Below are 25,289 nucleotides of genomic sequence, written 5' to 3' on the forward strand. Positions count from 1 at the left end.
CTTCCATCGCATCGGGGGTGTCCACGGAAGCGGGGGACTCTCAAGGCGCCTAGGGCGCTCAGCCCCCGTGGCCTCCCGCCGGTACCAGGACGTGCGTCAGGACGTACTTCTTGAGGCGCCGGCGGAGCTCATCCTCCAGGGTGAGCGCGATTTGCGGGTGAACGCGCGCGCCCACCTCGAATAACACCGCCTCCAGCAGCAGCCCCTCCTGGGCGATGGCGAAGAGGCGGTCCAGCGTGGGGTCCGAGGCCTCCGTCTTGCCCTCCGCCTTCTGGCTCTCATGGACGGCCAGCGCCGATGCCAGGCACTCCATCTCCTCCACGGAGGTGAACTGCTCCTCGGTGGAGCCCGTCATCTTCGCCCGGTGTGACGGCTCGCCCAGCCACAGGGCCTTGCAGTTGGCGAACGCCAGCCAGGCTGGGTCATGGTTGGGGTCGAACTGGATGGAGACGCCCTGCGCGTCGCGCTCGGCATACCCGCGCGGGACAATGGTGTCGCCGCGGATGACGAGCCCCAGGTGCGCGTTGGTGCGGAAGAACTGGCGGATGACGGGGTAGCGCGGGCTCAGCGCCAGGCACTGCGCCCAGGCATCCAGCGCCTCCTCGAAGCGCCCCAGCTTCGCCAGGGCATTGCCCTGGAAGAACCAGGCACGGTGGTCATAGGGGTTGAGGGTGGTGGCGCGGACGTAGTGCTCCAGCGCGGCGGCCGCGTCTCCGGCGAAGTAGTCCGCGTCACCCCGGAAGACCCACGCCACGTAGCACTCGGGACACAGGTCCGTGGCCTGGGCGTACAGCTTCGCGGCCTCGTCGTAGCGCTTCGCCTGGAAGTGGGGCTCGGCCTCATCGAGCAGGGCTTTCATCCCGGCGGGCGTGGGCCACTCGCGGATGGTGCGGCGGCCGTCCTCCACCTCCACCTGGGGGACGTCAATCAGGGCCACGCGCTGAGGCCACAGCTGGTCGCCCCACCCGCCCGGGGGTGAGTCCTTGCCCTCGACCCGATAGGCGACCTTGGAATCCTCCAGCACCTTCACGATTTCAGAGGGCGAGAGGTACGCCGGTGTCGCGTGCTCCGCCTGGGACGTCTCGGCGGCTTCGGGAGGCGCTGCTGGAACGGGCTTCGGCGTGGACGCGCACCCGAGGACGAAGGAACAACCAAGGACGATGAAGAATGGACGCACGCGCGAGGGCCCCTTCGAAGGATGCGAGGACAACGGCCACCAGTCTATGCCCGGGAGTTCCTCCATCCGGAGCCTCGAAACACATCGACACGTCCCGAGCCTCCTCGGCTGGGAGATGTCCACCGCCAGGCAAGCACTTCGGAAGTGGCTTGAAAGGGCTCGCGGGGCTGGCGCGCCTTCGTGAGCAGGGAGCGCCCAGGGCTCGCCCATCGTCCTCGCGCCGCAGGTCCTCCTCCGGCCCCGTCAAGTCATCGTGAGCCGCATGAGCGCTCGCGACACCCGGCTCAGGGGTGCGTGCCAACGGTGAGGTCGATGACCCTGGCAGCCCCGGCGCGCAGCACCTTGGCGTGCACGGTCTGGCCCACACGTTCCGGAGGCAGTTGCGCGACCAGGTCATCCACCTCTCGCAATGGCTGCCCCTCGAGCGTGAGCAGCGTGTCGCCCGGATGCAGCCCCGCCTCCTCGGCCGGGCCATCCGGCTCCACGCTCGCGACCTTGAGGCCACTCTGGGTGCCATGGGCCTTCGCGAGCCTCTCCGGCAGCCGGACGGGGAAGGCCCCCATCCCGAGGTAGCCGCTCGGCGCTTGTGCGGGCGCCTTCGTGGACGTGGCCTCGGTGCTGGGCGGCGACTTCTTCACCCCTGGCTTCGCTGCCCCTCGAGCAATCTCGCGCGTGGTGTCCTTCATCGCCTTGCGCGCGCCGCTCGCAGCCTCACCGCCCTTGCGCGCTGCGCCCCGGGTCGCCTCTGCGAACGCGCGTGTTGCACCCTGGGCGCTCTTGGTGACCTCGTCGAAGGCGCGTGTTGCGTCCCGGGCGCCCTCGGCGACGTCTCGCGCCACTTCCTTCGCCCTCACCGCGGGCTCGCGCGGCGCTCGCTCCTTCATGTCGCGCTTGCGTGGCGCCCCCTGCTTCGGCCCTCCAGCCTTCTGCAGGCGCAGGCGCGTTGCGGCCGGGGGCCGCCCCACTCCACCACCATGGGTCGCCATGGACATGCCTTCGCGCAATCGCTCCTTGAAGCCCTCGGCCACTCCGCCCTGCGTCGGCGCTCCACCCGCGCCACCCCTCAGCAACCGCTGACGCGCGGCGGCTGGGGGCCGACCCACTCCACCATGGGTCGCCAGGAACATGCCTTCGCGCAATCGTTCTTGGAAGGCCTCGGCCACTCCCTTCTCGCCCCCCTTCTCCGCCATCTTACGGAGCAGCCGCCCGGCGAGCAGTCCAATGCCCAGGAGCCCAAGGATGGAGCTCCCCGGCTTCGCCTTCAGCTTCTTTTGCGCGGCGCGGAGCAACTCCTCCATCGACGCTTCCTGAAGGTAGAGGGTGGTCTCCTGGAGAACGCGGCTTCCCCCCTCGAGCACGGGCAGCGTCAGCACGGTCGGCAACCGCCTTGCCGCGACCGTGAGGAGCCTCGCTCCGGACTGCGCGACGTTGGCGATGAGCGCCTCGCGCTGCGAGTGGAGCCGTTCCAGTTCCTGCGCCTGTACATCCTGGGGGAGCGTCTCTTGCTGGACGCGCTTGCGCGTGTTCCCCCCGTTCGCATTTCCTTTGACCGAGGCCATGGGTGCTCACACCGCTGACGCACACGCGTGCCAGACGCGCATGTGTTGTCCATGGAGAACGTAGACACGCCAGGCGGCGGAGTTCAGGGAGGTGAGGCGGCCCCGCCCCTCCCACCCCTGCCAGGTCGATCTGCCACCTCCCGGGCGATGGGCAGAGGGCCGCCGTGACTGACGAGCCCCCTCAGGCGATGCGCCAATACCCGCCACCAGGCATCACCAGCCGGCCCCTATCCGTGCCGCTCCTCGCCGGACATGGGGCGGGCGGAATCCCCACCTTCGCGTCTTGCCGCTGGGCATGGAGGGGGTGATGCCAGAGCTTTGAATCACGACAGGTGGAGCCATGGCAGAGAAGACCGGCATCAGCGGTGGAGGGTTCCTCGAAGGAATCACCACCCTCGTCACGAAACTGGCGGAGCTCGCGGAGAAGGGCGAACAGCTCCAACGCTCCGGAGAGTTCGGAGCCTCCGACAAGGGGCTCAGGGGCGTCTATGGCTTCAACGTGCGGATCGGAGGAGGCGCACCCGGTCAACCGAGCGGCATTCCGCGCGTGGAGCCCTTCGGGAACATCCGCCAGGACCACCAGACCGGCAAGGCAGTCGTCCACCCCATCCGCGAGCCCCTGGTGGATGTCTTCGAGGAGGGGCCGGATGTGCTGGTGGTGGCCGAGCTGCCAGGTGTCGACCGCAAGGACATCACGCTGGAGCTCCGCGAAGACATCCTGACCCTGCATGCCGAGCACGGGGCGCTCAAGTACCACAAGGAGGTCCTGCTCCCCAGGCGCTTCACCCGCCGGCAGATGCACACCAGTTGCCACAACGGCGTCCTCGAGATCCGCCTCACCGCCCAGGAGGAGCGCCGCTCGTGACCGTCGCGACACGGGAACATACGCAGACACTGCGTGCCGCCGAGTCCCTCGGCAAGGACCTGGGCCGTGGCCTCGCCCGCATGGACCCCGCCGACATGCAGCGGCTGGGGGCACATATCGGCGACATCGTCACGCTGTCCGGCAAGCGCCGCAGCGCGGCCAAGGTGATGCCCTCCTACCCGGACGCCCGGGGGCGCGGAATCCTCCAGATTGACGGTGTGACCCGGGCCAACACCGGGGTGCAGTTGGACGAGCCGGTGAAGCTGAGCCTGGCCCCCGCCCGACACGCCGAGAAGGTCGTGCTGGCGCCCCTGGAGTTCACCCCCACGCAGCGTGACCTGGCCTACATCGGCACGCTGCTGGACGGATTGCCGGTGGTGAAGGGAGACCGGGTCCGGGCGCTGCTGTTCGGCAGCCGCACGGCCGACTTCCGCGTCGTCGAGACCGCTCCCGTGGGGGCGGTGGTGATTCACCCCAACACCCTGCTGGAGGTCGCCAAGGCGCCGGAGAAGGAGAAGGTGACGCACGAGCGGGCGCGCGCCGTCAGCTACGAGGACGTGGGAGGGCTGAAGCGGGAGCTGGGCCGCATCCGCGAGATCGTGGAGCTGCCGCTGCGGTATCCGGAGGTGTTCGAGCGGCTCGGGATCGACGCCCCCAAGGGGGTGCTGCTGTATGGCCCGCCGGGCTGCGGCAAGACGCTGATCGCCCGGGCGGTGGCCAACGAGACGGCGGCGGCGTTCTTCACCATCACCGGCCCGGAGATCATGCACAAGTTCTACGGAGAGAGTGAGGCCCACCTCCGGCAGATCTTCGACGAGGCCCAGCGCAGGGCCCCGGCCATCATCTTCGTGGACGAGATAGACGCCATCGCTCCCCGGCGCGAGAACGTGCAGGGCGAGGTGGAGAAGCGCGTGGTGGCGCAGCTGCTGTCGCTGATGGACGGCCTGGCCCAACGCCGGCACGTCATCGTGCTGGCTGCCACCAACATCCCCAACGTGCTGGACCCGGCGCTGCGCCGCCCGGGGCGGTTCGACCGCGAGATCGCCATCTCCATCCCCGACCGCACGTCGCGCAAGGAGATCCTCGCCATCCACAGCCGGGGCATGCCGCTGGCAGAGGACGTGGACGTGGACCATCTGGCGGCCGTGACGCATGGCTTCGTAGGCGCAGACCTCCAGGCCCTGTGCCGCGAGGCGGCGATGATCTGCCTGCGCCGGCTGATTCCCCACATCGACTTCGCCTCGGCCGAGATTCCCTACGACGAGCTGATGCAGGTCCAGGTGACGATGGCCGACTTCCAGGCGGCGCTGCACGAGGTGGGGCCATCGGCGATCCGCGAGGTGTTCGTGGAGACCCCGGACGTGGGCTGGAAGGACGTGGGTGGACTGGGGCAGCTCAAGCAGCGGCTCATCGAGGCGGTGGAGTGGCCGCTCCGGTACCCCGAGGAGTTCGCGCGGGCCAAGGTCCGCCCCCCCAAGGGCGTGCTGCTGAGCGGCCCTCCCGGCTGCGGCAAGACGCTGATGGCCAAGGCCGCCGCCCACGAGAGCCAGGTCAACTTCATCTCGGTCAAGGGCCCGGCGCTGCTCAGCAAGTTCGTGGGGGAGTCCGAGAGGGGGGTGCGCGAGACCTTCCAGAAGGCCCGTCAGGCGGCCCCCTGCATCATCTTCTTCGATGAGATCGACTCGCTCGTGCCGACGCGCTCCGCCGGGGGGATGGACGAGCGCGTCACGGAGAGGGTCGTCAGCCAGTTCCTGTCCGAAATGGATGGCATCGAGGAGCTGACTGGCGTGCTGGTGCTTGCGGCCACCAACCGCGAGGACCTGCTCGACCCTGCGCTGCTGCGCCCGGGACGCTTCGACCTGCTCGTCGACGTGCCGCTGCCGGACCGCGAGGCGCGGCGCGACATCTTCCAGGTCCACCTGCGCGACAAGCCGGTGGAGAAGGACCTCGACCTGGGCGTGCTCGCTGCACGCAGCGAGTCCTTCTCCGGCGCCGACATCCAGGCCGTGTGCAACCAGGCCGCCTGGGATGCCGTGCGTCACGTCATCAGCGGCAAGGGAAAGCGCCTCGTCATCACATCCGAGCGCCTGCTCAAGGCGATTCGTGGACACAAGGAGGCACGCCGGTCATGAGAGCCCACGGCCATCCCGATGTGCAGAGGCGTCGCAAGGGCCAGCAGGCCCTGTACGTCTATGGCTTCACGCGGGCAGGAGCGGTGGAGCGCTTCTCCGTTCCCGGTGTCAGCGGCGCCGCCGACGTGCGGACGCTGAAGCTGGGGACCCTTGCCGCCATCTACAGTCCTCTTTCGATGGAGGAGTTCCTGGGGCCGGAGGGTGCGGACCACACCCAGGACCTGGAGTGGGTGGCCCCCCGGGCGGTCAGGCACGAGGGCGTGCTCGAGGAGGTGATGCAGTCCTCGCCGGTGCTTCCGGTGAGCTTCGGGGCGATCTTCTCCTCACCGCGAGCGCTGTCCGAGGCGGTCGACGCCCACCGGCAGGAGATCTCCAGCTTCCTCGACGACATCGCCGACAAGGAGGAATGGGCAGTCAAGGTCTACGCCAACGCCCAGCGCCTGCGCGCGCATCTGGAGCAAGCGCCTGAGTTCCGCCAGCGCCTCCAGCACCTCCCCGAGTCTCCCGGCGCGCGCTACTTCCACGAGAAGAAGATGCAGCGCGAGCTCGACGTGCGCAGCCGCAACGAGGGACAGCGCCTGGCGGCCCACATCCGCGAGGAGCTCGCCCCGGGGGCGCTCTCGGTGAAACCCCTGCGCCTGGCAGACCGCGGAATCTCGGGCCGGCAGGACGACATGGTGCTGAACGCCGCGTTCCTGGTGCACTCCGGGCAGGTGAAGCGGTTCACCCAGCGCGTGCAGCAGCTCGCGGCCCGGTACCAGCCGCAGGGGTTGACGGTGGAGGCGACCGGCCCCTGGCCTCCCTACAGCTTCTGCCCCAGCCTGGAGGAGCGGCCGTGAAGTCAATCGTGTACGGCATCCTGGACTCACGGCAGGCAGCGAAGGAGGCCCTGCCGCCGGGGCTGAACCAGGCGCCGCTGATGGCGGTGAAGCACGGCAACCTGGCTGCGGCCATCTCGCCGGTGGCGGAGGAGCTGGCCTCCTCGGCCGGCATCGAGCAGGCGCTGGAGTACGCCCGGGTGGTCGAGCAGCTGCACCGCCGACTGGCGGTGTTACCCATGCGCTACGGCTGCTTCGTCCATCACCCCGAGCAGGTGGTGGAGTTCCTGCACCGTTACGAGCGGCAGTTCTCTGACGCGCTGGCTCAGGTGGAGGGCTGTGACGAGATGGGGCTGCGCATCCTGTTCAAGGAGTCGGACATGACCGAGCCCCCGGAGCAGACAGGGGCGCCCACCGGGGCGGACGCCCAGACGCGCGGACGGGCCTACCTGGACAACCGGCGTCGCTTCTACGCGGAGCAGACACGTGTGGACCGCGCTGCCCAGCGCATGGCGGAGCGGGCGCAGGCGGCCTTCTCCGGGTTGTTCGTCCGCTGCACCTGGGACCATGCCGCTCGCCCAGACGGGCAGCTGCTCTCCATGGCCTTCCTGGTGGAGCGCCCCAAGCTCGCCGAGTTCCGGCGGGCCTTCCTTCGCTTTCAGAAAGACTGCCCCGGCAATGTGATGTTCAGCGGCCCGTGGCCCCCCTACGGCTTCGTGGCAGACCTGGCAAAGCCTGCCGTCGCAGCCCTCGCCGAGTTGGAGCACCTCCAAGAGAAAGGATGAATACGTCATGGCAAATGTCTCAACTTCTACCGGGACGTCCTCGTTGGGCGACGTCATCGACCGGATCCTGGACAAGGGAATCGTGGTCGATGCCTGGGTGAAGGTCTCGCTGGTTGGCATCGAGGTGCTCTCTATCGAGGCACGCGTCGTGATCGCTTCGGTCGAGACCTACCTCAAGTACGCCGACGCCATCGGCCTCACTGCCGCTGCGGCTGCGCCTGTCGCGGTCTGAATCTCCACCTGAACAGGACAACGTCATGCCACGCGCCAAGACTCGACACGCGAAGTCCACCCCGGAGGGACGCTACCTGTACGCGGTGGTTCCAATAGAGGTGGTTGACTCGCTGAACCTCGACACTCCCGGCATCCAGGGTGCAGACGTGCACCCGGTGACGTCCGGAAAGCTGGCGGCCATCGTCAGCAATATCGAGCAGCAGACGCTTCGGCCGGAGCGCAAACTCCTCAGCACCCACAGCGCAGTGCTGGGCCACGTGATGGACCAGGCGCCGATGCTGCCGGTCGCGTTCGGCATCATTGCCAACAGCGAGCGGGAGGTCCGGAATCTGCTGGCCGAGCACGAGAACGACTTCCTCACGCAGCTCCGTGCGGTGAGAGGGAATGTGGAGCTGGGCCTTCGGATCCGGCTGAGCGACCCCGATGCGTTCGGTTACTACGTCAACGCCTTCCCCGAGCTCAAGGCGATGCGGGACGACCTCTACCGCGAGGGGGAACCGTCGCGCGAAGAGAAGATCGAGCTGGGGAAGTACTTCGTCGACCTGCTCAACGGCTTCCGTGAGGCGACCGCCGACAAGGTGCTCGATGGAATCGAGTCCGTGGTCAAGCAGACCGTGGTCAACGAGCCGCGCAATGAGTCGGAGGTGGTGAATCTGGCCGCGCTGGTGCCACAAAAGAAGGTCGACGCCTTCAACGCGACCGTGGAGAAGCTGGGCGCGACGCTGCCCGAGAACTTCCAGGTGGACGTGACCGGCCCCTGGCCGCCGTACAACTTCACCCATCTGCGAATCCACTTCGAGCAGGTGGAGGAGGCAGCGCAGGGGGCGCCTTGATCATTCTAGACGACATCCTGATGGCCCCTGTCCGGAGCATCGCGTGGATCTTCCGCTCGGTGCACAAGGCCGTGCAGGACGAACAGGCCAACGAGCAGACCGACCTCCGCACCCGCCTGAGCGACCTGTACCGGGAGCTCGAGCGCGGCGAGATCACGGAGGAGCAGTTCGACGAGCAGGAGTCGAAGCTGCTCGACCGCCTGGACGCGTTGAAGGGAGCGCAGGAGGGAGCAGGGCCTGCGACGCCTGAAACAGGCCCTGGAGGTGAGAACAGATGAACGGGCAGGCGACGACACCCGAGGCACAGCAGGAGCGCGCCTCGGTGTTGGAGTTGCTGGACCGGGTGCTCAACAAGGGCGTGGTCATCAGCGGTGACCTGGTGATTTCGGTGGCCGACGTGGACCTCATCTACCTGGGCCTGCGGCTGCTGTTGACCTCGGTGGAGACGGCCCTGGAGGTGGGCACCCTTCCCGAACATCCGCAGCCCTTGCAGTGAGGCGGGTGGAGGACCCGCCCACGCGCGGGATGGGAGACGGGGTGAACCATGGCAGTCGAGGGCGCACCACAGGCGGTGGAGGAGCTCGCCCGAGCGTTGGAGCCGACGAAGCCGCCCAAGCTGGAACTGGACGAGGAGAACGTCCAGGCCGGGCTGGTGCGGCTGGTGCTCGCCGTCGTCGAGCTCATCCGCCAGCTGCTGGAGAGGCAGGCGCTGCGACGGATCGACGCCGGCTCACTGAGCGAGGAGCAGATTGAAAGGCTGGGCGTCACCTTCCTGCGCCTGCAGGAGCAGATGGATGCGTTGAAGAAGCAATTCCACCTGACGGACGAGGACCTGAATCTGGACCTCGGGCCGCTGGGCACGACGCTGTGAGGCTGGCCGAGCAGCGGACAGAGAGCGAGGAGCCATGGCCCAAATCGACGATCGCGTGACGCCGCCCCCTCAGCGACACTACCCGCCCACCTCGACCCGCAGCAGCTCCGTGGCCGACATCCTCGAGCGGGTGCTGGACAAGGGCATCGTCATCACCGGGGACATCAAGATCAATCTGACGAACGTCGAGCTGCTGACCATCCAGATCCGACTGATCATCTGCTCGGTGGAGCGGGCGCAGGAGATGGGCCTGGACTGGTGGACGACCAACCCCAACTTCAGCTCCCGTGCGCGACAGCAGCTCTCGGCGGCGCAGGCGCCCGCGGCGGCTCCGGCTCCAAGTGCCTCGGCCGAACCGGCGGCTCCGGCCCCACGTGCTGCTCCCAAGCCCAGACGCGCGCCCAAGGCCAAGAAGGTATAGGGATGCGCACCGCCGCGAGCATCGCCTCGCGAAGCGGAGGCCGGCGCCACTCAGGCGTCGAGCAGTTCCGCCCAGAAGCGTACCAGCCGCAACACGTCCATCAGTGCCTGTGGCCCGTCCATCTCCGCGTGGGTGATGAGCGGCGTCGCCAGCGCGTGGACCTCGGTGTGTGGACGCAGAGCCGCGGTCAACCGGCTGGACTCCATGGCGGGAATCACCGTGTCCCCCGCGCCATGCAGCAGGAAGACGCGCGCGCTGGGCGGCGGCGAGCGCTCCGGCGACAGCGCCGGGTCCGCGGCGAACGTCTTCACGAAGGGCAACAAGCGTGGGCCGAGCGCCGCCACGTCGCGCGTGTTCACGTAGCCCATCAACGTGGCCGCAGGCTCCGGCAGCTCCGCCTGGAGGTCACGCGCCTTGGCGAACGTCTCCGCCGCGAGGCGGCCATCCACCATGGCCTGATGGGATGCGCGCAGGAAGGTCCGGATGCCCGCGCGCAGGGGCTCCACTTGTTCGGGGGGAACCAGCTTCTCCGCCACGTTGAGCAGGATGATGACCACGCCATAGTCATGCGGGGCCAGGTGACTTCCATCCGGCAGTTCGCCCGAGCACAGGAAGGTGAGCACGCGCGGCAAGTCCCCGTGGCCGCCAAAGGAGAGCGTGGCCGCCACCCGGTCCTGCAAGGCGGGCCGTCCCGCCGCCACCACCGACAGGCCGCCGGAGAAGCTGATGCCGAACAGGTTCACCTTGCCGTCGGGCGCCAGGTCTGCTTGCGACGAGGCCCACACGGCGGCGTCCTCGATGATGTCCGGCAGGCGCGGCGTGATTTCGTAGCGCAGCAGGTCCGGCGGCTCCGGGGTGAGCACCGCCTGGCCGCCCATGGCCAGTTCCTCCGCCAGCTTCACGAGCCGAGGCTCGTCGATGCCATCCGCGTGGACGCCCGAGGTCAGCACCACCGTGCGTCCGCGCTGCGTCACCGGCCGGAACAACCGGGCACGCACCGGGCCGTGGCGCGTGGGCACCTGCACGTCGCTCACGTCGAAGGGCCCGGTGCGCCAGTCCGCGAGCGCCGTCTCCACGCCGCCCTGCATGCCCGCCGCGCGCACCACCAGCGACACGCCTTGCAGCCAGCCCGGGACCACGAAGAAACCCGCGGCCAGCAGCGCCACCAGCGACGCCGCCAGACTCCGCCGCACCGCCCGGATCATTGGAAGAGGTGCTCCACGAAGGTGCACAGGCGCTCGCGCTCGAAGGGCTTCTCCAGCAGCCCGCGCGTGCGGCGGCCCACGAACTCACGTGCCTGCGCGGTGAAGGCGCCCCCCGTCATCAGCCCGGTGCGCAGCGCGAGGTCCGGCGCCAGCCGCTCCAGCTCCACCACGAAGTCCAGCCCGCTCATGCCCGGCATCATCACGTCGCACAGGATGGCATCGAACCGCTCTCCCATGGAGAGCAAGCGCAGGGCCTCGCGCGCGTCCTGGACGACGTGAATCTCATACACGTCACGCACCAGCCGGCTCACCGAGTTGCCCACGGAGGGCTCGTCATCGATGAGCAGCAGACGTCGACGGATGCGAGCGGGCGGCGGATCCACAACCTGCGCTTGCTCCACGCCATCCGTCCAGCCCGCGGCCTGCGTGGGCAGGACGATGCGGAAGGTGCTGCCCCAGCCGGGCGCGCTGGAGACCTCGATGCGTCCCCCCATGGCCTGCACCAGCGTCAGGCTGATGGACAGCCCCAGCCCCGTGCCCTCTCCGACGGGACGGGTGGAGAAGAACGGGTCGAAGATGCGGCGTTGCACGTCCGGCGCCATGCCGTGTCCATTGTCGGAGACCTCCAGCTCCACGTGCCGGCTGCTGCTGGCGCGCAGGGACACCCGCACCCGGTTCTTCTCGGGCGCACGGTCCGGCAGCGCCTGGAGCGCGTTCAACAGCAGGTTCACGACAATCTGGGTGAGGCGCCCTTCGTTGCCATGAACGGGCAGCACCGGCTCCAACGTGCACGTCAACCGGGCGACCAACCCAATCTGGTTGCGGAGCAGCCGCAGCGCGCCGTCCACCACGTGCACCATGTCCACCGGACCATGCAGCTCTTCATCCGCGCGGGAGAAGGTGCGCAGGTCGCGAACAATGGCGCTGACGCGTCCAGCGCCCTCCTGCGCTTCCGCCACCACCTCACGCAGCTCCATGAGCTGTTCGTGGGACAGCTCCGGCTGGGCGAGCAGCTCGCGCAGGTACGAAAGATTCGAGCTGACGTAGGACAGGGGGTTGTTGATTTCGTGCGCGACGCCCGCGGCGAGCGTGCCAATCGACGCCATCCGATCCGCCAACACCCACTGCGACTCCAGCCGCGCGCGGTCCGAGGCTTCGAGGAGGGTCGGCGTGGGCGTGGCTTCCCCCTCCGACAGCGCCGACAGGCGCCGGCGCAGGCTCGCGAGCCGCACGCCCCAGTGTGTCCCGGGCGCGGTCAGACACTCATCCGCACCGGCCGCGGCCAGGGCGTCGGCTTCCACAGGCGCGCGGCCCGTGAGCACGACCAGGTGCGTGCGGGGTATGCGACGCAGGGCATTCAACCGCTGACAGCTCGTGTACAGCTCCGACAGCGGGCCGCCGTCGTCCCACAGGATGATGAGTCCCTCGGAGATGGCCCCGGGCAGGGTCCCCGCCAGGGGCACACGCAAGATCTGGCAGTTCCGCCCCGCGTCGGACTCGAGAATCCCTCGCTCGACCTCCTCCGACACCTCGGGAGGTAATGCCACCAGCGTCACAAACACGGCGTCAATCCTCCGGCCCCATGAGCCCCGGGTTCCGCGCGCAGGAGCCAAAGCCACATGCCCATTGCAGCGCCCGGGCGCTCCACGGTCAACGTCGTCGCGTCGCCGAAAGTTCTCTGCGCTTCCGAGCGGTGGCTCCTTGGACCCGGCGGGTCGCCGCCGCCACCACCTGTGGCCCCACGGCGCACACCGGCAGCAGCGGGCAGCGACCACAATTCTCCGGCACGGGTTGGGCGGGGCAGGCCCCACTCATGCCGTAGTGACACAGGGCGAAGTCGTAACGGACGGGGTCGGCCGGGTCCAACACGCGCAACGCGGCTGTCACCTCCTCCGCCGTGCGCCACGTCAAATCATTGCGGTGAGTCAGTCCCAGGTGCCGCGAGATGCGACCAATGTGGGTGTCCAAAGGAATGAGGAGCGCGGAAGGTGGCACGCGCTTCCAGATGCCGAAGTCCACGGTGTCCGGGCCCCGCACCATCCACCGGAGGTAGAGGTTGAGCCGCTTGGCCGCTCCCCCACCCAGCGGCGAGGGCAGCAGGTGATGCAGGCCGCGCTCCGGCCCCAGGGCCTTTCGCAAGGCGTCCATGGGGATGGCGCGCAGGCCCGTCGTGAAGTGGTCCAAAGCGCCGTGAAGGGTGTCACGCGCCTGGAGCCCCTGGAGGAACAGCGCCTCCAGACTGCCCTGCTCCCGCAACACACGCCCCATGCCCAGCAGGAGCACCGCCACGTCCGTGCCCACGTTGAAGCGGTACACGAAGCCTTCGAGCAGCGCCCGCGCGCCCCCCACGTCGAGCGCCGTGACGAAGGCGGCGGGAGACGGCCCCATGCGGCGCAGCAGCGCGTCCACCTTGGGACGGAACAGGTCCGCGCGGCCGTACGCCAACCCGGCCGCCAGCAGCGCGCTGACCTCGATGTCGCGTGGGTCCTGGTAGCGGTGCGGGAACTCCACCGGATCGAAGGCGATGCGGGCGCGCGCGTCTGTGGACGTCAGCACGGCCTCCAGCCGTGGCCGGAGGTGCTCGGCGGCTCGAGGCGAGAGTCCAGCAACCAGGGCATTGCGTCTCTTCGAGCGCGGTGTCACGTCAGGCGGTCCCACATGGTCCAGGAACGGCAAGCGGCCCGCCCGTCTTCCCGATACCCGCCGCAGGCATTCGTGCGCATTCGCGCCTCATAGCGCCAGGAGCACATCCAGCTGGGCCTTCACGGCACTCGCCTCGTCCTGCTTGCCGAGCTTCTCGTAGAGGGCCACCGCGTCACGCCGCTCTTGAAGCTCGCGGTCGATGACGGCCTGCACGGCCTCCGGAGTCAAGGCCAGCCGGGGCACTTCGCCATGCCCCACCCCACCAGCGCTTCCGGCGAACACCTCACCCACGGCGGTGGGCGCCACGCGCATGTCCGGTGCTTCCGCGTTGTCGATGGCCGCGAGCAGTTCGCGAAGCACCGCTGAAGCCTGCGAGCTCCGCGAGCGCATGGCCTCCTTCAATGCGGCACGCAGCGCCGCCTTCCACTCATCCACGGTTCGCATGCGCGCACCCTATCGACGCGCTTGGGGCGACTCAAGGTGCGCGCGCCGTCAGAGGTCCCCAGGCCCGGACAGCGACGAAGCCTGGGGACCCGACGCACCGGGAGCGTCAGCGCAGCAACGCGGACGGCTGCGCGGCGAAGATGAGGTCGTCGTGGTCGTTGTAGTTGCCGTCCACGCAAGGCGCCGTGCTCCCGCGGTTGCGGAAGACCGCTCGCACGGCCTGGGCGGCGCTGCCCTCCTGCAGCGTGTAGGTGGCGGACAGCGTGTGGAGGCCCTTGGACGGAACGGGCATCGTGGTGATGAGCGTCCAGACAGGGTTGTTGGCGTCGGCCGCGTAGAACAGGTCCAGCTTGTCGTTGAGCTTGTTGTAGGCGAAGACCGTTGCATCGACGCGCACCAGCTTGCCCGGCGCGAAGTTCGTCCCGTCCAGCGTGGACACCACAATGCGCTCGTTCGACTGGTCCACCAGGTGCGCGCCCGACGAGCCGTCCTTGCAGGAGTTCTTGATGGTGTTCGGCGCGTTCCTCTCGGGCCCGACGTAGCCGCCGCGGCCATTGAGCAGCGTGCCGGAATCACACGCGTTGGAGGCCGCGGCACACCGCGGCGCCCCCAGGACTGAATCGAATCCAGCCGTACTGGTCGCGTTGCTCACCGTCACGGACACCCCGCCGCTGGTCGCCGCGACGCCCACGAGGTCGACCGCCCGCGCCGTCACGGTGTGGCTGCCATTGGGCACCGCGGCCGTGTCCCAGTCGAACGCATAAGGCGCCGTGGTGTCCGTCGCCTTCAGTTCGCCGTCCACGAAGAACTCCACGCGGTTCACACCGGAAGCATCCGTGGCCGAGGCGGTGACCGTCGTGATTCCAGTCACCGTGCTGCCGGCGGCAGGAGCGGTGATGGCGACCTCCGGCGGCGTCTCGTCAATCGTCACCCCACCCTTCGCCAGCTCCGCCACGTACGCGGCGGCCAGCTTCGCGAACTTGAGCGCGTGACGGGCATCGCCCCCGCTGTTGTGGAGCGTGTCATTGACGGTGTGGATGTACGGGTTGGACGCGCTCAGCGGCGCCTCGAAGGGCATCGAGGCCGCGAAGCCCGCGCTCGTCCATGACGCATGGTCCGAGCACGCGTAGCCACACATCGTCGTGGTCCATTCGAGTTCGGGCTGATACGTGTCGATGAGGTTGGTGACGAACGTGTTCTGCGCCGCGTTCGTCCGGTCGCTCACCAACGCCACGTCGATGTTCGACCGCAGGTTGTAGTTCGTCATGTCGAGCTGGAGCACGCCCACCACGTCGACTTCATCCTCCGCGTACTGGGTGGCGATTGCCGAAGAGCCGCGCAGGCCCACTTCCTCGGCCGCGTAGGCCATGAACTTCACGGTGCGCTCCGGGCGGTAGTTCTGGAGCATGGCCACGCGAATCACCTCGGTGAGCGTGGCGATTCCCGATGCATCGTCGTCCGCGCCGGGAGCCGTGCTGCCGCTGCTGGTGGAGTCCAGGTGGCCACCGAGCACGACGACCTCTTCCGACAGGGTGGTGCCGGTAATCGTCAAGATGACGGAAGGCTGCGCCCACAAGGCGTGGTTGAAGAATTCGACGGTGACGTCGGAGCGTGTCGCCGGAACCAGCGACTCCCAGTAGCCCTTCAGCCAGTTGGCGGACGTCACGCCCGTCGGCGACGTGTAGTAACGCGTCGCATAGCTGGACAGGTGGTCGATGACCCCTCGGATGGAGAGCTCCTGAACCCCCGCTTGCAACGCGTTGACCGTCGACGCGTTGTCGAGGCTGTACGTCACGGCGGTGGCCTTGGCGGCCTTCGCCGCGACCGACGGGTCCAGGGCGGCGAGCGCGGCCGCTTCGGTGTCGTGGTAGATGAAGCCACCACAGCGGTTGAGCTTCTCGTGCATCATCCGCGAGATGAGGTTGAGCTGGGACTCGCGCACGCGCAGCGCGGTCACATCCGCCTTCTGCCCTCTCATCGATGGCGCCGCATGTCCGGCGCTGGCGAAAGCGGCGTTGACGTGCTCGAGGGCATCCGAGCCGAGGGTGATCCACACCTCGCGGTCGGGAGCCTTCGTCGGGGGCGCCTTCGCAAACGCCGAGACACTACAGAGCACCAGGAGGACTGAAGCGAGGCGCTTCATGGACATACGTTTCTCCACTGCCAGGCGGGGACGTGCGGTTGAGATGGCAGGGAGAGAAATCCCCGCCTTCACCGTCAACTTACACTTCCGGCGAAAACAGGGGACACTGCTCGCGACAAAACACGCCGGCCTCAGCCATTCTCATGGATTGAGACAAGCGCGCAGCGGACGCTATCGCGACAGCTCACGGACGGCGTGGCCCAACTCAGGGAGGATGAGCGCCTCCAGCGCGAGCCGTACGGCCTTGGGCGAGCCCGGCAGCGCGAAGAGAATCATCCCCTGGTAGGTGCCCGCCGTGGCGCGGGACATCATCGCCGCGCTCCCCACCTGTCGGTAGGACAGCATCCGGAAGAGTTCACCAAACCCTGGCAGTTCCTTCTCGAACAGCGGACGCAGCGTCTCCACCGTGCAGTCGCGCCGGCCAATCCCGGTGCCTCCGGTGAACAACACGGCCCGGGCCCCCGCCTCGCGCGCGGCTTCCAGCGCGCCGCGAATGGCTTCCGGGTCATCCTTCACCACGAGGGTGCCAGCAATGCCGTGGCCCGCCGCCTCCAGGCCCTCGCGCAGGACCCGTCCACTGTCATCGCGCGCCGCGTCGCGGCTGTCCGAGCACGTCACGATGAAGGTGCTGACATGCACCGGCGCTCGCGCCTTGTGCTCCTCCGCCGGGCCGTGGTCGTGACCGTGCGGGTAGTGATGATGGTGGTCGTGGTGAGGATGCGTGTGGTCGTGGTCATGACCGTGGTGCCCATGAGGCCCGTGGTCATGATGATGGTGCCCGTGAGGCCCGTGGTCGTGGTCGTGGTCGTGGTCGTGTGCCATGACAGGTACTCCGGAGTGCGAGAGGGGGCTTCAGGGCGTGTCGGGCCAATCGATGACGAGCGTGCCGTCCTCGACCGCGACCTGCACCGTCGGCTGGTCGTCACAGACCCCCGGCGAGGTCGCGTTGCGCCCGGTGTCCATGTCGAAACCGACCTCATGACACGGGCAGACGACCATGTTGTCCTCGATGCGACCGCCGGACAGCAGACACCCGGCGTGGTTGCACCAGTCATCCAGGCCCTTGTAGCGCCCGTGGATCTTCGCGATACACACGTTGCGCTTGCCGACCTCGTAGCCCCGCATTTCCCTCTCGGCGAAGTCCGCCGGTCCCAGCTTGATCTTCGTCATCGCGGCCCCTTTTCCCACAACGCGGGACTGGCTGCACTCCCGATGCCCGGGCATTACCTTCTCCCCGTGACTCCCGACGTGACCATCCCCACTGCTGTCGACAAGGCCACCGTCGCCCAGGTCCTCCGTGACATCTCCCTCCTGCTCCAGCTCCAAGGCGAAAGCGGGTTCCGCGTCCGCGCCTATGACATGGCGGCGGACCGCATCGCCGGGCTGCCCCAGGAGCTGGGCCCCCTGGTCGCGGAAGGCCGGCTGGAGAGCCTCCCAGGCATCGGCCGCGCGCTCGCCGAGAAGATCTCCGAGCTGGTGTCCACCGGCCGGCTCGGCTACCTGGAGGAGCTGCGGGCGCAGTTTCCTCCCGGGCTGCTGGAGCTGACGCAGCTGCCCGACGTGGGGCCGAAGAAGGTGGCCACGCTCTGGCGCGAGCTCCAGGTGAGCAGCATCGAGGAGCTGGAGCGGGCCTGCCGTGAGGGCCGCGTGCGGCAGGTCCGCGGCTTCGGCGCGAAGAGTGAAGCGAAGATGCTGGAAGGCATCGCCCTGTACCGCCGCGCGCGCGGCGAGCGCAAGCTGCTGGGCGAGGTGCTGCCGGTGGCCACGGCGCTGCTGGAGCGGGTGAAGGCCGCGCCGGGCGTGGTACGCGCCAGCCTGGGTGGCAGCGTGCGCCGGCAGGCGGAGACCGTGGCGGACGTGGACATCATCGCCTCCGCGCCGGAGGCTGAACCGGTGCTGGATGCCCTGGCGAACGCCCCCGGCGTGGCCGCGGTGCTGGGCAAGGGCGAAAGCAAATGCTCCGTGCGGCTGGAGGCCGGTGACCTCCAGGTGGACCTGCGCGTGCTGCCCGACGAGGACTTCGCCACCGCCCTGCACCACTTCACCGGCTCCAAGGCGCACCACATCCGCCTGCGGAACCTGGGGCAGGAGCGCGGCCTCAAGATTTCCGAATGGGGCGTCCACCGGGACGACGGCACCAAGGTGCCCGTGACGGAGGAGTCCGGGATCTACGCCCTGCTGGACATGCAGTACGTGCCCCCCGAGCTGCGGGAGGACAACGGCGAGGTGGAGGCCGCGCGCGCGGGACAGCTTCCCCAGGACCTGCTCACGCTGGAGGACGTCCAGGGCGCGGTCCATGCGCACAGCACCTGGTCCGACGGGCGCAACAGCCTGGAGGAGATGGCGCTCGCGGCGCGGGCGCTGGGCCTGAAGTACCTGACCATCACCGAGCACAGCGAGGCAGCCATCTATGCAGGCGGCCTGAAGGTGGATGACCTCAAGCGCCAGTGGGAGGAGATCGACCGCATCAACGCGGCCGTCTCCGGCGTGCGGCTGCTCAAGGGCATCGAGGTCGACATCCTGGAGTCCGGCGCGCTCGACTACGCCGACAGCGTCCTGGAGCAGCTCGAGGTCGTCATCGGCTCCATCCACGTCCGGCACGGCATGGACGAGGACCAGATGACGCGCCGGCTGCTGGCCGCGATGGACAACCCCTGCCTCCAGATTCTGGGGCACCCCACTGGCCGGCTCATCAACAGCCGGGAGCCCTACCCCGTCCGCATGGACGAGGTCCTGGAGCGGGCCGCCGAACGCGGCGTGGCCGTGGAGGTCAACGGCAAGCCCGCGCGCCTGGACATCAAGGCCGAATATGTCCGGCAGGCCGTGAAGCAGGGCGTCCGCCTGGTGGTGAGCTGCGACGCGCACCAGAAGGAGGACCTGAGGAACCTGGCCTTCGCGGTGGCCACCGCGCGCCGGGGCTGGGCCCGGAAGGGGGACGTGCTCAACACGCTCCCGGCGGACCGCTTCGTCACCGCGCTGCGCGAGCGCCGGTGATAGGCTGCGGCACCCGCCGATGTCCCGCCTGCCGCCGCTGCTCCTCCTCTGCGTCCTCCCCTTCGCCTCCGCCGCTGCGGAGGCCGACAAGCCCTCGCGCGCCGACCTCCAACGGGTGCTGGAGCGACACGGGCGCTCGGTGGTGCACGTCAAGGGCCCCAGGAACGCGGGACCCGGCGTCTTCGTGGGGTCCGCGGGGCAGATCCTCACGTCCGTCACTCCCGTGGGGGCCCACTTCACCGGCCTGAATGCCGCCACGGTGGAGCACGACGGAAAGACGCTGCCCGCCCGCGTGGTGATGGCCAGCCAGGAACTCCAGGTGGCGGTGCTCGCCGCTCCGGATGGCGCGTACCCGGCGGCGCCCGTGAAGGTGCTTCGGGACGGCGACAGCCTTGACGGCCGCTGGCTGGTGGGCGTCCTCCCCGCCAAGAAGGGCCAGCCCGCGCGCCCCGTGCCGGCGCGAGCCCGGGCGACCCAGGCCCCCTTCTATGACGTCCCCCTGGCCCTGCCCGCGGGCAGCCCCGTCTTCGACGCGGAGGGGCGGCTGGTGGCGGTGGTGGTGAAGAAGCACCGTCGCGGCTGCCGGGTGCTTCCGCTGAGCGCCGTGAAGGTGGAGCTGGCGTCGGTGGACCTGCCATGACCCAGGCCGTGACGACGCCCTGGCGACCGAACGCCGTGCAGGAAGCGGTGGGATTGTGGGCGGTGGGCTTCCTGTCCATCGTCGCCGCGTTCCTCCTGTTTGGCGGCACCAGCATCCCCAAGCTGGTCGCGACCGTGGGCTTCCTCTACCTGCCGCTCATCCCCATGCGCTGGCGGGACGAGGACTACGGGGACTACGGCCTGTCGCTGCGCGCGTGGCGCGAGGACCTGCGCCTGTTCCTGCTGCTGTCCGCGGTGGTGGGCCCCCTCTTCTTCCTGGGCTTCGCCGCGTTCGTGGAGGTGCTCCCCCACCTGCCCCCGGCGCTGGCCAAGCACCTCACTCCGCTGATGGGCGAGGCCCGCTTCCAGCCCCGCCTGCCCCCGCGCTTCGGCGAGTGGTTCATCGACCAGCTCTTCGTCGTCGCGCTGCCGGAGGAGTTCTTCTACCGGGGCTACCTCCAGACGCGGCTGCGCGACGCCTGGCCCCAGGGCCGCAAGTTCCTGGGGGGCCGGCTGGGCCCCGCCTTCTGGCTGACGGCGCTGCTGTTCGCCCTGGGCCACCTGGCCATCTTCCAGGCGTGGCGGCTGTCCGTGTTCTTCCCAGCGCTGATCTTCGGCTGGATGCGGGAGCGCACCGGCACCGTCATCGGCGCCGCCCTGTTTCACGCGGCTTGCAACCTCTATGTGCGGTTTCTCGAGGTTTCTTTTTTCGGCTGATTTCTGCCGAGTTTCGCCGCGCCCCCCACTCCGTGCAGCAGCACCGAGCACACCACCCGTGAAAAACGGGCGAATTTACGCGCCCGTAACCTGATTTCAACGGAACCGCGACAGGGTTTTACTTGCCTTTCGAGAATCGCTTATTGCTTTGAAAATATCGCAAGAAACTCTGCGCCACACTGCGGCGATAACTCTTCAACCCCCTTGCACTGAGTTCGAGACCCCCAATGACGATTCGCCGCACCGAAGGTCCGAAGCCCACGATTCGCTCCACTGCTGCTTCCGAGGCTCAGTCGAAGACGGCCGCCAAGCCCGCGACCATCGCCCCGAACGTCATCAAGGACGGGTTCGGTCCCGCGGCCAAGACGTCGGACCTGGCGCGCGCGGAGAAGACGCTGAAGCCGCTGCCGCCTCCCGTGGGCCGGCTCTCCCTGGAGAGCCGCGAGGCGCAGACCGCCATCCAGACGTCGCTGGCGCACCTGGCCCCCTCCACCCAGACCTCCATCCGCAACCCTGGCATCATCGGCGGCGTGCAGTTCCCGGCGTACACGCCGAAGAGCGTGGAGCGTGACTCGCTGGGCATGACGCACGTGCGTCTGGACCGCCAGCACGAGGGCGTGAAGGTCTTCGGCGAGCAGGTCGTCACGCACCTCGACGCCGACGGCAAGGTCAAGAGCACCACCGGCGACCAGTCTGAGATCCCGGCCGGCCTGGGCGCGCAGAAGCCCAAGGTGTCGCACAGCCAGGCGCTGGACATCGCGATGAAGGCGTTCGACGGCAAGCCGGACCGCCAGCCGAACTCCGAGCGCGTCATCTACAAGGACATCTCCGGTGAGTACCACTCCGCCTACCGGGTGGAAGTCACCAACGTGGATGGCACCGACAATCCGCGCAAGATGAACTACCTGGTGGACGCCAACACCGGGAAGCTCTTCGAGCAGTTCAACACCATTGACGGCTTCGCCCGCCAGCACGGCGCCGCGCACGGCCACAGCCACGCCCACGGCGCGGACCACGCCGACCACGCCGACCACGCCGACCACGCCCACGGCGCCGACCACGCCCACGGCGCTGCCGCGACGGCTTCCGAGATCAAGGCCTCGGCCACGCCGAAGGCGGAGATCGCCGACCTGGCCACCGTCACGTCGAAGATCAACGTGACCCAGGACGGCACCGTGGACCAGCTGAAGCTGGACCTGGACATCGACCACACGTTCAAGGGCGACCTGTCGGTCACGCTCACCAGCCCCTCCGGCAAGTCGGAGACGGTGCACAACCGCAAGGGTGGCAGCGCGGACCACATCAAGGGCAGCTTCGACCTGAGCGCCTTCGCGGGCGAGTCCGCGAAGGGCGAGTGGACGCTGTCGGTGAAGGACAACGCGCGCCGCGACACGGGCACGCTGAACAGCTGGGGCCTGACCATCACCCCGAAGGCCGTTGAGCCCAACGAGCCCGGCCCCAGCGAGAAGATCGCGGACGACACGTCCATGTACAGCGGCAAGGTCGCGCTGGAAACGAAGAAGCAGGCGGACGGCACGTACACGCTCGAGGACGGCACGCGCGGCAAGGGCGTGGCGACCTACGACGCGATGAACCGCGAGCGCGCCAGCGGCCAGACGCAGATCAAGGACAACAACGACGTGTGGGGCGAGGCCACGGACCCGGAGCGCAACAAGGCCGCGGTGGACGCGCACTACGGCGGCCAGATGATGTACGACTACATGAAGGACATCCTCGGCCGTGACTCCATCGACGGCGCGGGTGAGAAGCTGGTGTCCTACGTCCACGTCAGCAACAACTACGTGAACGCGTACTGGGACGGCGAGAAGATGAGCTACGGCGACGGCGACGGCCGCAACTCCGGTCCGCTCACCGCGCTGGACATCGCGGGCCATGAGATTGCCCACGGCCTCACCGAGCGCACCGCCGGCCTCATCTACCGCGGCGAGTCCGGTGGTCTGAACGAGGCGATGAGCGACATCATGGGCGCTGGCCTCGAGTGGTACGCGTCCCAGAAGAACCCCGACGTGAAGTTCAACTGGACGGTGGGCGAGACGGCCTGGACGCCGAAGGACGGCGACCCCACCGACGGCCTGCGCTACATGGACGATCCGACGAAGGACAACTACTCGGTCGACAACTACAAGAACTACCCGAAGCAGACCGAGGTGCACGGCTCCAGCGGCATCGCGAACAACGCCTTCTACCTGCTGGCCAACGGCGGAACCAACCGCACGTCCGGCATCGAGGTGAAGGACGCCATCGGCATGGAGAAGGGCCTGAAGATCTACTACCGCGCCCTGGCCCACTACATGACGCCGAGCACCACGTTCGCCCAGGCCCGCACCGCGACCATCAACGCGGCCACGGACCTCTACGGCGCGGACTCCGTGGAAGTGGCGAAGGTCAAGGAGAGCTGGACCGCCGTCGGCGTGAACTAGTCCTCCCGCTTCACTGAAGCCCCCCGAGCCCGGCCCGGCCCGCGACACACCGCGGACTGGCGCCGGGCTTCGGCTTTCCGGCGGCCGCTCAGGCCGGCGACTCCCCTATTTCGGTGACGGGCGTCGTGGCCGGCACGCCCTCCACCAGCAACATGATGGAGTGCGCGCTTTCGTGACGGAGCGCCTTGGCGGCGGCGTATTCCGGGGATGCCCACCAGGCCCTGGCGAGCTCCACGCTGGGGAACTCCAGCAGGACGAAGCGCGGGGGCTGCCAGGTGCCTTCCAGGGCCTGGGTGGGGCCCCCCTTGACGAGGTAGCGGCCCCCGTAGGGCTTGAGCGACGGAGGCGCGAGCTGCTTGTACCGCTCGTAGGTCTGCGCGTCGTGCACCGAGACCTCGACCAGGACGTAAGCAGGCATGGGCGCTCCTCGCGGCGGCTCAGAACTCGTATCGGAAGACGACGGGCGCTCCCTGCGTTCGATGCCTGGGGAACGTCCAGGCGCCTATCTTCTGCTGCATGCAACGCACGAGCGACGTGCCTCGCAGCCACGGCGTCTCGGTGGTGATGGACTCCACCTTCCCACTCGGAAGGACGCTCAAGCGCAGGACTGCCCGGTCCCCCTCCTGCGGCGGCGCGGACTGCTCCCGGGCACACGCCGCGAGTTCCGAACGCCGGGCATGCACCACCGCGAAGACGGTGGCCAGGTCGAGCGACTCGCGCGGCGCCGTCGGGTCGGGCGGAACATAGACGGTCGGCTTGTGGTGCTTGGTGGCGTTGGGCCCTGGGCCGGAGAGCATGCGGTCGAAGTCCGCGTCGGGCCCCAGGTCGTCCTCCGAGCCGCCAGCCGTCGCGGCTTCGGCCACCGTCGTGGCGGGCCGCCTGGCGGGCTCCGGCTCCGGAGCAGGCGCCACGGAGTGCTTCCCGATGACGAAGGCCACGGCGACGTCTCGCGAGGAGAGGCTGCCCGTGGGCCGCTCGAAGACGCGTTCTTCCGGTGACGGCCGTCCGCCGCCGGTCGCGGCGCGCGCCGTGCTCTCCGTGCCGGTCAGCTCCGGCACGCGGCCTCCGCGCTCGACCGAGGCGGCCGAGAGCGAGGGCGTCGATGGGCGTGTGGGCTCCTGCACCGGGCTCGGGTCGTGCGCGCTTTCGGCGGCCGACGTCGCGACGCCCGCGCCGCGGAAACCAGGGCCCGCGCTGCCCGTGCCGCCCGCTGACGTGGAGGTACCCGTTGCCGCGCCGCCCTGGCTCGCGGCCACGACCGCGTCCGGCGTGGGCGCGGCGGCCACCGGCTGTTCCGCGGGCGGCGGCGCACCGGGGCCACGCGTCGTGTCCACGGCCTCACCGGGGCTCGCGGCACCACGGCCGCCCCCAACACCCAGGACGCTCAGCGCCAGGGCCACCGACACCCCGCCGATGGCGCCACCCGCCAGGATGAAACCCAGCCGGCGCTTGCGACGCGCGCGTTCCTCAGGGGACGGCGACGCGAGCACCGCGTGGGTTCCCACGGGCTCCGCCGCGGGCATCGGGTCCGACGCCGGGGTTCCGTACGCGGAGAAGTCACTCGCGGCCGGCGCGGTGACAGGTTCCGGTGCGAGCGTCGCGACCACAGCTTCTGGAGCAGGCCCGACGACAACGCCCGCGGCCGGAGCCCCTGGGGCCTCCACAGAATGGGGTGCGTCGGACGCCTGCGTCTGCGGCAGGGCGACAGCACTCACCGCGGGAGTGGCCACGACGGCGGCGGGAGCAATGGCCGCGAAGGGGGGCACCACCGTGTCCGGTGCGTTCAGGCTCACCCGCTCCGTGGTGGCCTCGGACACGTCCACCGCGCGCGCGACCTGGGGCATGAAGGCCCCGGACGCTTCCGGCGGAATGGGCGGAGGTCCCGCGGGCACGGCTGGCGGCAACAGCGCGGAGGCGAGCTCCGGGATGTGCCCCAGGGGCAGCCACTCACTGAACCCCTCGCGCCAGCACAGGGAATCAAAGCCCAGAAAGCCCCGCTCCACGTGGGCCTTCAGGTCCGCGAGGTCGTGAGGACCGTAGGCCGCGCCGCCCGTGACGAAGTACCAGGCATGCTTCACGACGGGCGCGGCTTCCTTCGGCGGCGCCTCCTCCTCGCCCAAGGTGGACGCCCGTGAACGGCCCGCGCCCCGGTGCAGTCGCTCCGACTGCGTGGCCTCGCGGTAGCGCGGCTGCGCGCTGGGCCGGGCACGCAGGCTCTTGTCCGTGCGCAGCTGGCCCACGATGGCGTCCAGCTCCGCATCCGACACGCCGTCCAGCACGGGCGAATCGCCCTCGTCAGGGCGCTCTGGGGCCACCTCCCGGGCGTTTCCCGGGTTGGCGTTGTCTTCCCCTGAGTTGCCGGCCATCG

The 25,289-nt window shown here is 69.1% G+C and carries 25 protein-coding genes; 14 read left to right on the forward strand and 11 right to left on the reverse strand.

Going from position 1 to position 25,289, the window contains the following annotated elements:
* Nucleotides 1-58: 58 nt before the first annotated feature.
* Both BLU09_RS10570 and BLU09_RS10575 read right to left on the reverse strand, forming a co-directional pair.
* A complete protein-coding gene (locus BLU09_RS10570; RefSeq protein ID WP_244171612.1) occupies nt 59-1,177 on the reverse strand; it encodes a tetratricopeptide repeat protein in 1,119 nt (372 codons plus the stop codon).
* 284 nt (nt 1,178-1,461) lie between these two features.
* Nucleotides 1,462-2,736: a PDZ domain-containing protein gene (locus BLU09_RS10575; RefSeq protein WP_090488899.1), complete on the reverse strand. Its 1,275-nt coding sequence runs from the start codon at nt 2,734-2,736 to the stop codon at nt 1,462-1,464.
* Between the two features lie 340 nt (nt 2,737-3,076).
* Between BLU09_RS10575 and hsp20 the strand changes: the two genes are divergently transcribed.
* Genes hsp20 through BLU09_RS10625 form a run of 10 tightly spaced genes read left to right on the forward strand, consistent with a single transcriptional unit; the run spans nt 3,077 to nt 9,695 of the window.
* Nucleotides 3,077-3,601, forward strand: coding sequence for an archaeal heat shock protein Hsp20 (hsp20, locus tag BLU09_RS10580; protein ID WP_090488901.1), 525 nt, complete (start codon nt 3,077-3,079; stop codon nt 3,599-3,601).
* Complete coding sequence (locus tag BLU09_RS10585) at nt 3,598-5,733, forward strand: CDC48 family AAA ATPase (RefSeq protein WP_090488903.1); 2,136 nt, start codon at nt 3,598-3,600, stop codon at nt 5,731-5,733. The genes hsp20 and BLU09_RS10585 overlap by 4 nt, the downstream gene beginning before the upstream one ends.
* Complete coding sequence (locus BLU09_RS10590) at nt 5,730-6,572, forward strand: GvpL/GvpF family gas vesicle protein (protein WP_244171613.1); 843 nt, start codon at nt 5,730-5,732, stop codon at nt 6,570-6,572. Before BLU09_RS10585 ends, BLU09_RS10590 begins: the two co-directional genes overlap by 4 nt.
* The gene (locus tag BLU09_RS10595) at nt 6,569-7,336 is read left to right on the forward strand and encodes a GvpL/GvpF family gas vesicle protein (RefSeq protein WP_090488907.1); all 768 of its coding nucleotides are present in this window, start codon (nt 6,569-6,571) and stop codon (nt 7,334-7,336) included. Before BLU09_RS10590 ends, BLU09_RS10595 begins: the two co-directional genes overlap by 4 nt.
* Nucleotides 7,337-7,343: 7 nt before the next feature.
* Nucleotides 7,344-7,568 carry a gas vesicle structural protein GvpA gene (gene gvpA / locus BLU09_RS10600; protein WP_090488909.1) on the forward strand — a complete coding sequence of 75 codons (225 nt, stop codon included), beginning with the start codon at nt 7,344-7,346 and terminating at the stop codon, nt 7,566-7,568.
* Between the two features lie 25 nt (nt 7,569-7,593).
* Nucleotides 7,594-8,403, forward strand: a complete 810-nt coding sequence (locus BLU09_RS10605) for a GvpL/GvpF family gas vesicle protein (RefSeq protein ID WP_090488911.1) — start codon at nt 7,594-7,596, stop codon at nt 8,401-8,403.
* Nucleotides 8,400-8,681 (forward strand): gas vesicle protein GvpG, encoded by a 282-nt coding sequence (locus tag BLU09_RS10610; RefSeq protein WP_090488913.1) that lies wholly within the window; start codon nt 8,400-8,402, stop codon nt 8,679-8,681. Before BLU09_RS10605 ends, BLU09_RS10610 begins: the two co-directional genes overlap by 4 nt.
* Nucleotides 8,678-8,899, forward strand: coding sequence for a gas vesicle protein (locus tag BLU09_RS10615; RefSeq protein ID WP_090488915.1), 222 nt, complete (start codon nt 8,678-8,680; stop codon nt 8,897-8,899). The genes BLU09_RS10610 and BLU09_RS10615 overlap by 4 nt, the downstream gene beginning before the upstream one ends.
* Before the next feature lie 48 nt (nt 8,900-8,947).
* Nucleotides 8,948-9,274, forward strand: coding sequence for a gas vesicle protein K (locus tag BLU09_RS10620; RefSeq protein ID WP_090488917.1), 327 nt, complete (start codon nt 8,948-8,950; stop codon nt 9,272-9,274).
* A 34-nt stretch (nt 9,275-9,308) separates the two neighbouring features.
* Nucleotides 9,309-9,695: a gas vesicle protein gene (locus tag BLU09_RS10625; protein ID WP_090488918.1), complete on the forward strand. Its 387-nt coding sequence runs from the start codon at nt 9,309-9,311 to the stop codon at nt 9,693-9,695.
* Nucleotides 9,696-9,745: 50 nt separating this feature from the next.
* Here BLU09_RS10625 and BLU09_RS10630 read toward each other — a convergent pair whose 3' ends face one another.
* The 7 genes from BLU09_RS10630 to BLU09_RS10660 all read right to left on the reverse strand — a co-directional run bounded on the left by BLU09_RS10630 (nt 9,746) and on the right by BLU09_RS10660 (nt 17,300).
* Nucleotides 9,746-10,900: a dienelactone hydrolase family protein gene (locus tag BLU09_RS10630; protein WP_186817807.1), complete on the reverse strand. Its 1,155-nt coding sequence runs from the start codon at nt 10,898-10,900 to the stop codon at nt 9,746-9,748.
* Nucleotides 10,897-12,462: a hybrid sensor histidine kinase/response regulator gene (locus BLU09_RS10635; protein ID WP_167371068.1), complete on the reverse strand. Its 1,566-nt coding sequence runs from the start codon at nt 12,460-12,462 to the stop codon at nt 10,897-10,899. The genes BLU09_RS10630 and BLU09_RS10635 overlap by 4 nt, the downstream gene beginning before the upstream one ends.
* Before the next feature lie 88 nt (nt 12,463-12,550).
* A complete protein-coding gene (locus BLU09_RS10640; protein ID WP_090488924.1) occupies nt 12,551-13,456 on the reverse strand; it encodes a TIGR02757 family protein in 906 nt (301 codons plus the stop codon).
* 174 nt (nt 13,457-13,630) lie between these two features.
* Nucleotides 13,631-13,987, reverse strand: coding sequence for a GatB/YqeY domain-containing protein (locus BLU09_RS10645; protein WP_090488926.1), 357 nt, complete (start codon nt 13,985-13,987; stop codon nt 13,631-13,633).
* 106 nt (nt 13,988-14,093) lie between these two features.
* Nucleotides 14,094-16,136 (reverse strand): M20/M25/M40 family metallo-hydrolase, encoded by a 2,043-nt coding sequence (locus BLU09_RS10650; protein ID WP_090488928.1) that lies wholly within the window; start codon nt 16,134-16,136, stop codon nt 14,094-14,096.
* Nucleotides 16,137-16,301: 165 nt separating this feature from the next.
* Nucleotides 16,302-16,769 carry a MogA/MoaB family molybdenum cofactor biosynthesis protein gene (locus tag BLU09_RS10655; protein ID WP_090488930.1) on the reverse strand — a complete coding sequence of 156 codons (468 nt, stop codon included), beginning with the start codon at nt 16,767-16,769 and terminating at the stop codon, nt 16,302-16,304.
* 213 nt (nt 16,770-16,982) lie between these two features.
* Nucleotides 16,983-17,300, reverse strand: a complete 318-nt coding sequence (locus BLU09_RS10660; protein WP_090488932.1) for a Rieske (2Fe-2S) protein — start codon at nt 17,298-17,300, stop codon at nt 16,983-16,985.
* A gap of 78 nt (nt 17,301-17,378) precedes the next feature.
* On the opposite strand from BLU09_RS10660, the gene polX reads away from it, so the two are divergent.
* The 4 genes from polX (at nt 17,379) to BLU09_RS10680 (ending at nt 22,921) form a co-directional block, all read left to right on the forward strand.
* Nucleotides 17,379-19,124: a DNA polymerase/3'-5' exonuclease PolX gene (gene polX / locus BLU09_RS10665; RefSeq protein ID WP_090488934.1), complete on the forward strand. Its 1,746-nt coding sequence runs from the start codon at nt 17,379-17,381 to the stop codon at nt 19,122-19,124.
* A gap of 19 nt (nt 19,125-19,143) precedes the next feature.
* A complete protein-coding gene (locus BLU09_RS10670) occupies nt 19,144-19,764 on the forward strand; it encodes an MXAN_2756 family trypsin-like serine endoprotease (protein ID WP_090488936.1) in 621 nt (206 codons plus the stop codon).
* Nucleotides 19,761-20,480, forward strand: coding sequence for a myxosortase MrtX (mrtX, locus tag BLU09_RS10675; RefSeq protein ID WP_090488938.1), 720 nt, complete (start codon nt 19,761-19,763; stop codon nt 20,478-20,480). The genes BLU09_RS10670 and mrtX overlap by 4 nt, the downstream gene beginning before the upstream one ends.
* Before the next feature lie 227 nt (nt 20,481-20,707).
* Nucleotides 20,708-22,921, forward strand: coding sequence for a M4 family metallopeptidase (locus BLU09_RS10680; RefSeq protein WP_090488940.1), 2,214 nt, complete (start codon nt 20,708-20,710; stop codon nt 22,919-22,921).
* A gap of 88 nt (nt 22,922-23,009) precedes the next feature.
* Here BLU09_RS10680 and BLU09_RS10685 read toward each other — a convergent pair whose 3' ends face one another.
* Nucleotides 23,010-23,339: a DUF1330 domain-containing protein gene (locus BLU09_RS10685; RefSeq protein WP_090488942.1), complete on the reverse strand. Its 330-nt coding sequence runs from the start codon at nt 23,337-23,339 to the stop codon at nt 23,010-23,012.
* A gap of 19 nt (nt 23,340-23,358) precedes the next feature.
* Nucleotides 23,359-25,287 carry a GYF domain-containing protein gene (locus BLU09_RS10690; RefSeq protein ID WP_244171615.1) on the reverse strand — a complete coding sequence of 643 codons (1,929 nt, stop codon included), beginning with the start codon at nt 25,285-25,287 and terminating at the stop codon, nt 23,359-23,361.
* Between the last annotated feature and the right edge of the window lie 2 nt (nt 25,288-25,289).

This window comes from Myxococcus virescens (assembly GCF_900101905.1).
Classification (GTDB): domain Bacteria; phylum Myxococcota; class Myxococcia; order Myxococcales; family Myxococcaceae; genus Myxococcus; species Myxococcus virescens.

Coding starts and splice junctions, on each gene's coding strand:
- mrtX (WP_090488938.1), top strand. CDS start 19,761: ATGACCCAGGCCGTGACGACGCCCTGGCGACCGAACGCCGTGCAGGAA.
- BLU09_RS10690 (WP_244171615.1), bottom strand. CDS start 25,287: ATGGCCGGCAACTCAGGGGAAGACAACGCCAACCCGGGAAACGCCCGG.
- BLU09_RS10645 (WP_090488926.1), bottom strand. CDS start 13,987: ATGCGAACCGTGGATGAGTGGAAGGCGGCGCTGCGTGCCGCATTGAAG.
- BLU09_RS10575 (WP_090488899.1), bottom strand. CDS start 2,736: ATGGCCTCGGTCAAAGGAAATGCGAACGGGGGGAACACGCGCAAGCGC.
- BLU09_RS10605 (WP_090488911.1), top strand. CDS start 7,594: ATGCCACGCGCCAAGACTCGACACGCGAAGTCCACCCCGGAGGGACGC.
- hsp20 (WP_090488901.1), top strand. CDS start 3,077: ATGGCAGAGAAGACCGGCATCAGCGGTGGAGGGTTCCTCGAAGGAATC.
- BLU09_RS10625 (WP_090488918.1), top strand. CDS start 9,309: ATGGCCCAAATCGACGATCGCGTGACGCCGCCCCCTCAGCGACACTAC.
- BLU09_RS10615 (WP_090488915.1), top strand. CDS start 8,678: ATGAACGGGCAGGCGACGACACCCGAGGCACAGCAGGAGCGCGCCTCG.
- BLU09_RS10685 (WP_090488942.1), bottom strand. CDS start 23,339: ATGCCTGCTTACGTCCTGGTCGAGGTCTCGGTGCACGACGCGCAGACC.
- BLU09_RS10620 (WP_090488917.1), top strand. CDS start 8,948: ATGGCAGTCGAGGGCGCACCACAGGCGGTGGAGGAGCTCGCCCGAGCG.
- BLU09_RS10590 (WP_244171613.1), top strand. CDS start 5,730: ATGAGAGCCCACGGCCATCCCGATGTGCAGAGGCGTCGCAAGGGCCAG.
- BLU09_RS10650 (WP_090488928.1), bottom strand. CDS start 16,136: ATGTCCATGAAGCGCCTCGCTTCAGTCCTCCTGGTGCTCTGTAGTGTC.
- BLU09_RS10680 (WP_090488940.1), top strand. CDS start 20,708: ATGACGATTCGCCGCACCGAAGGTCCGAAGCCCACGATTCGCTCCACT.
- gvpA (WP_090488909.1), top strand. CDS start 7,344: ATGGCAAATGTCTCAACTTCTACCGGGACGTCCTCGTTGGGCGACGTC.
- BLU09_RS10670 (WP_090488936.1), top strand. CDS start 19,144: ATGTCCCGCCTGCCGCCGCTGCTCCTCCTCTGCGTCCTCCCCTTCGCC.
- BLU09_RS10630 (WP_186817807.1), bottom strand. CDS start 10,900: ATGATCCGGGCGGTGCGGCGGAGTCTGGCGGCGTCGCTGGTGGCGCTG.
- BLU09_RS10660 (WP_090488932.1), bottom strand. CDS start 17,300: ATGACGAAGATCAAGCTGGGACCGGCGGACTTCGCCGAGAGGGAAATG.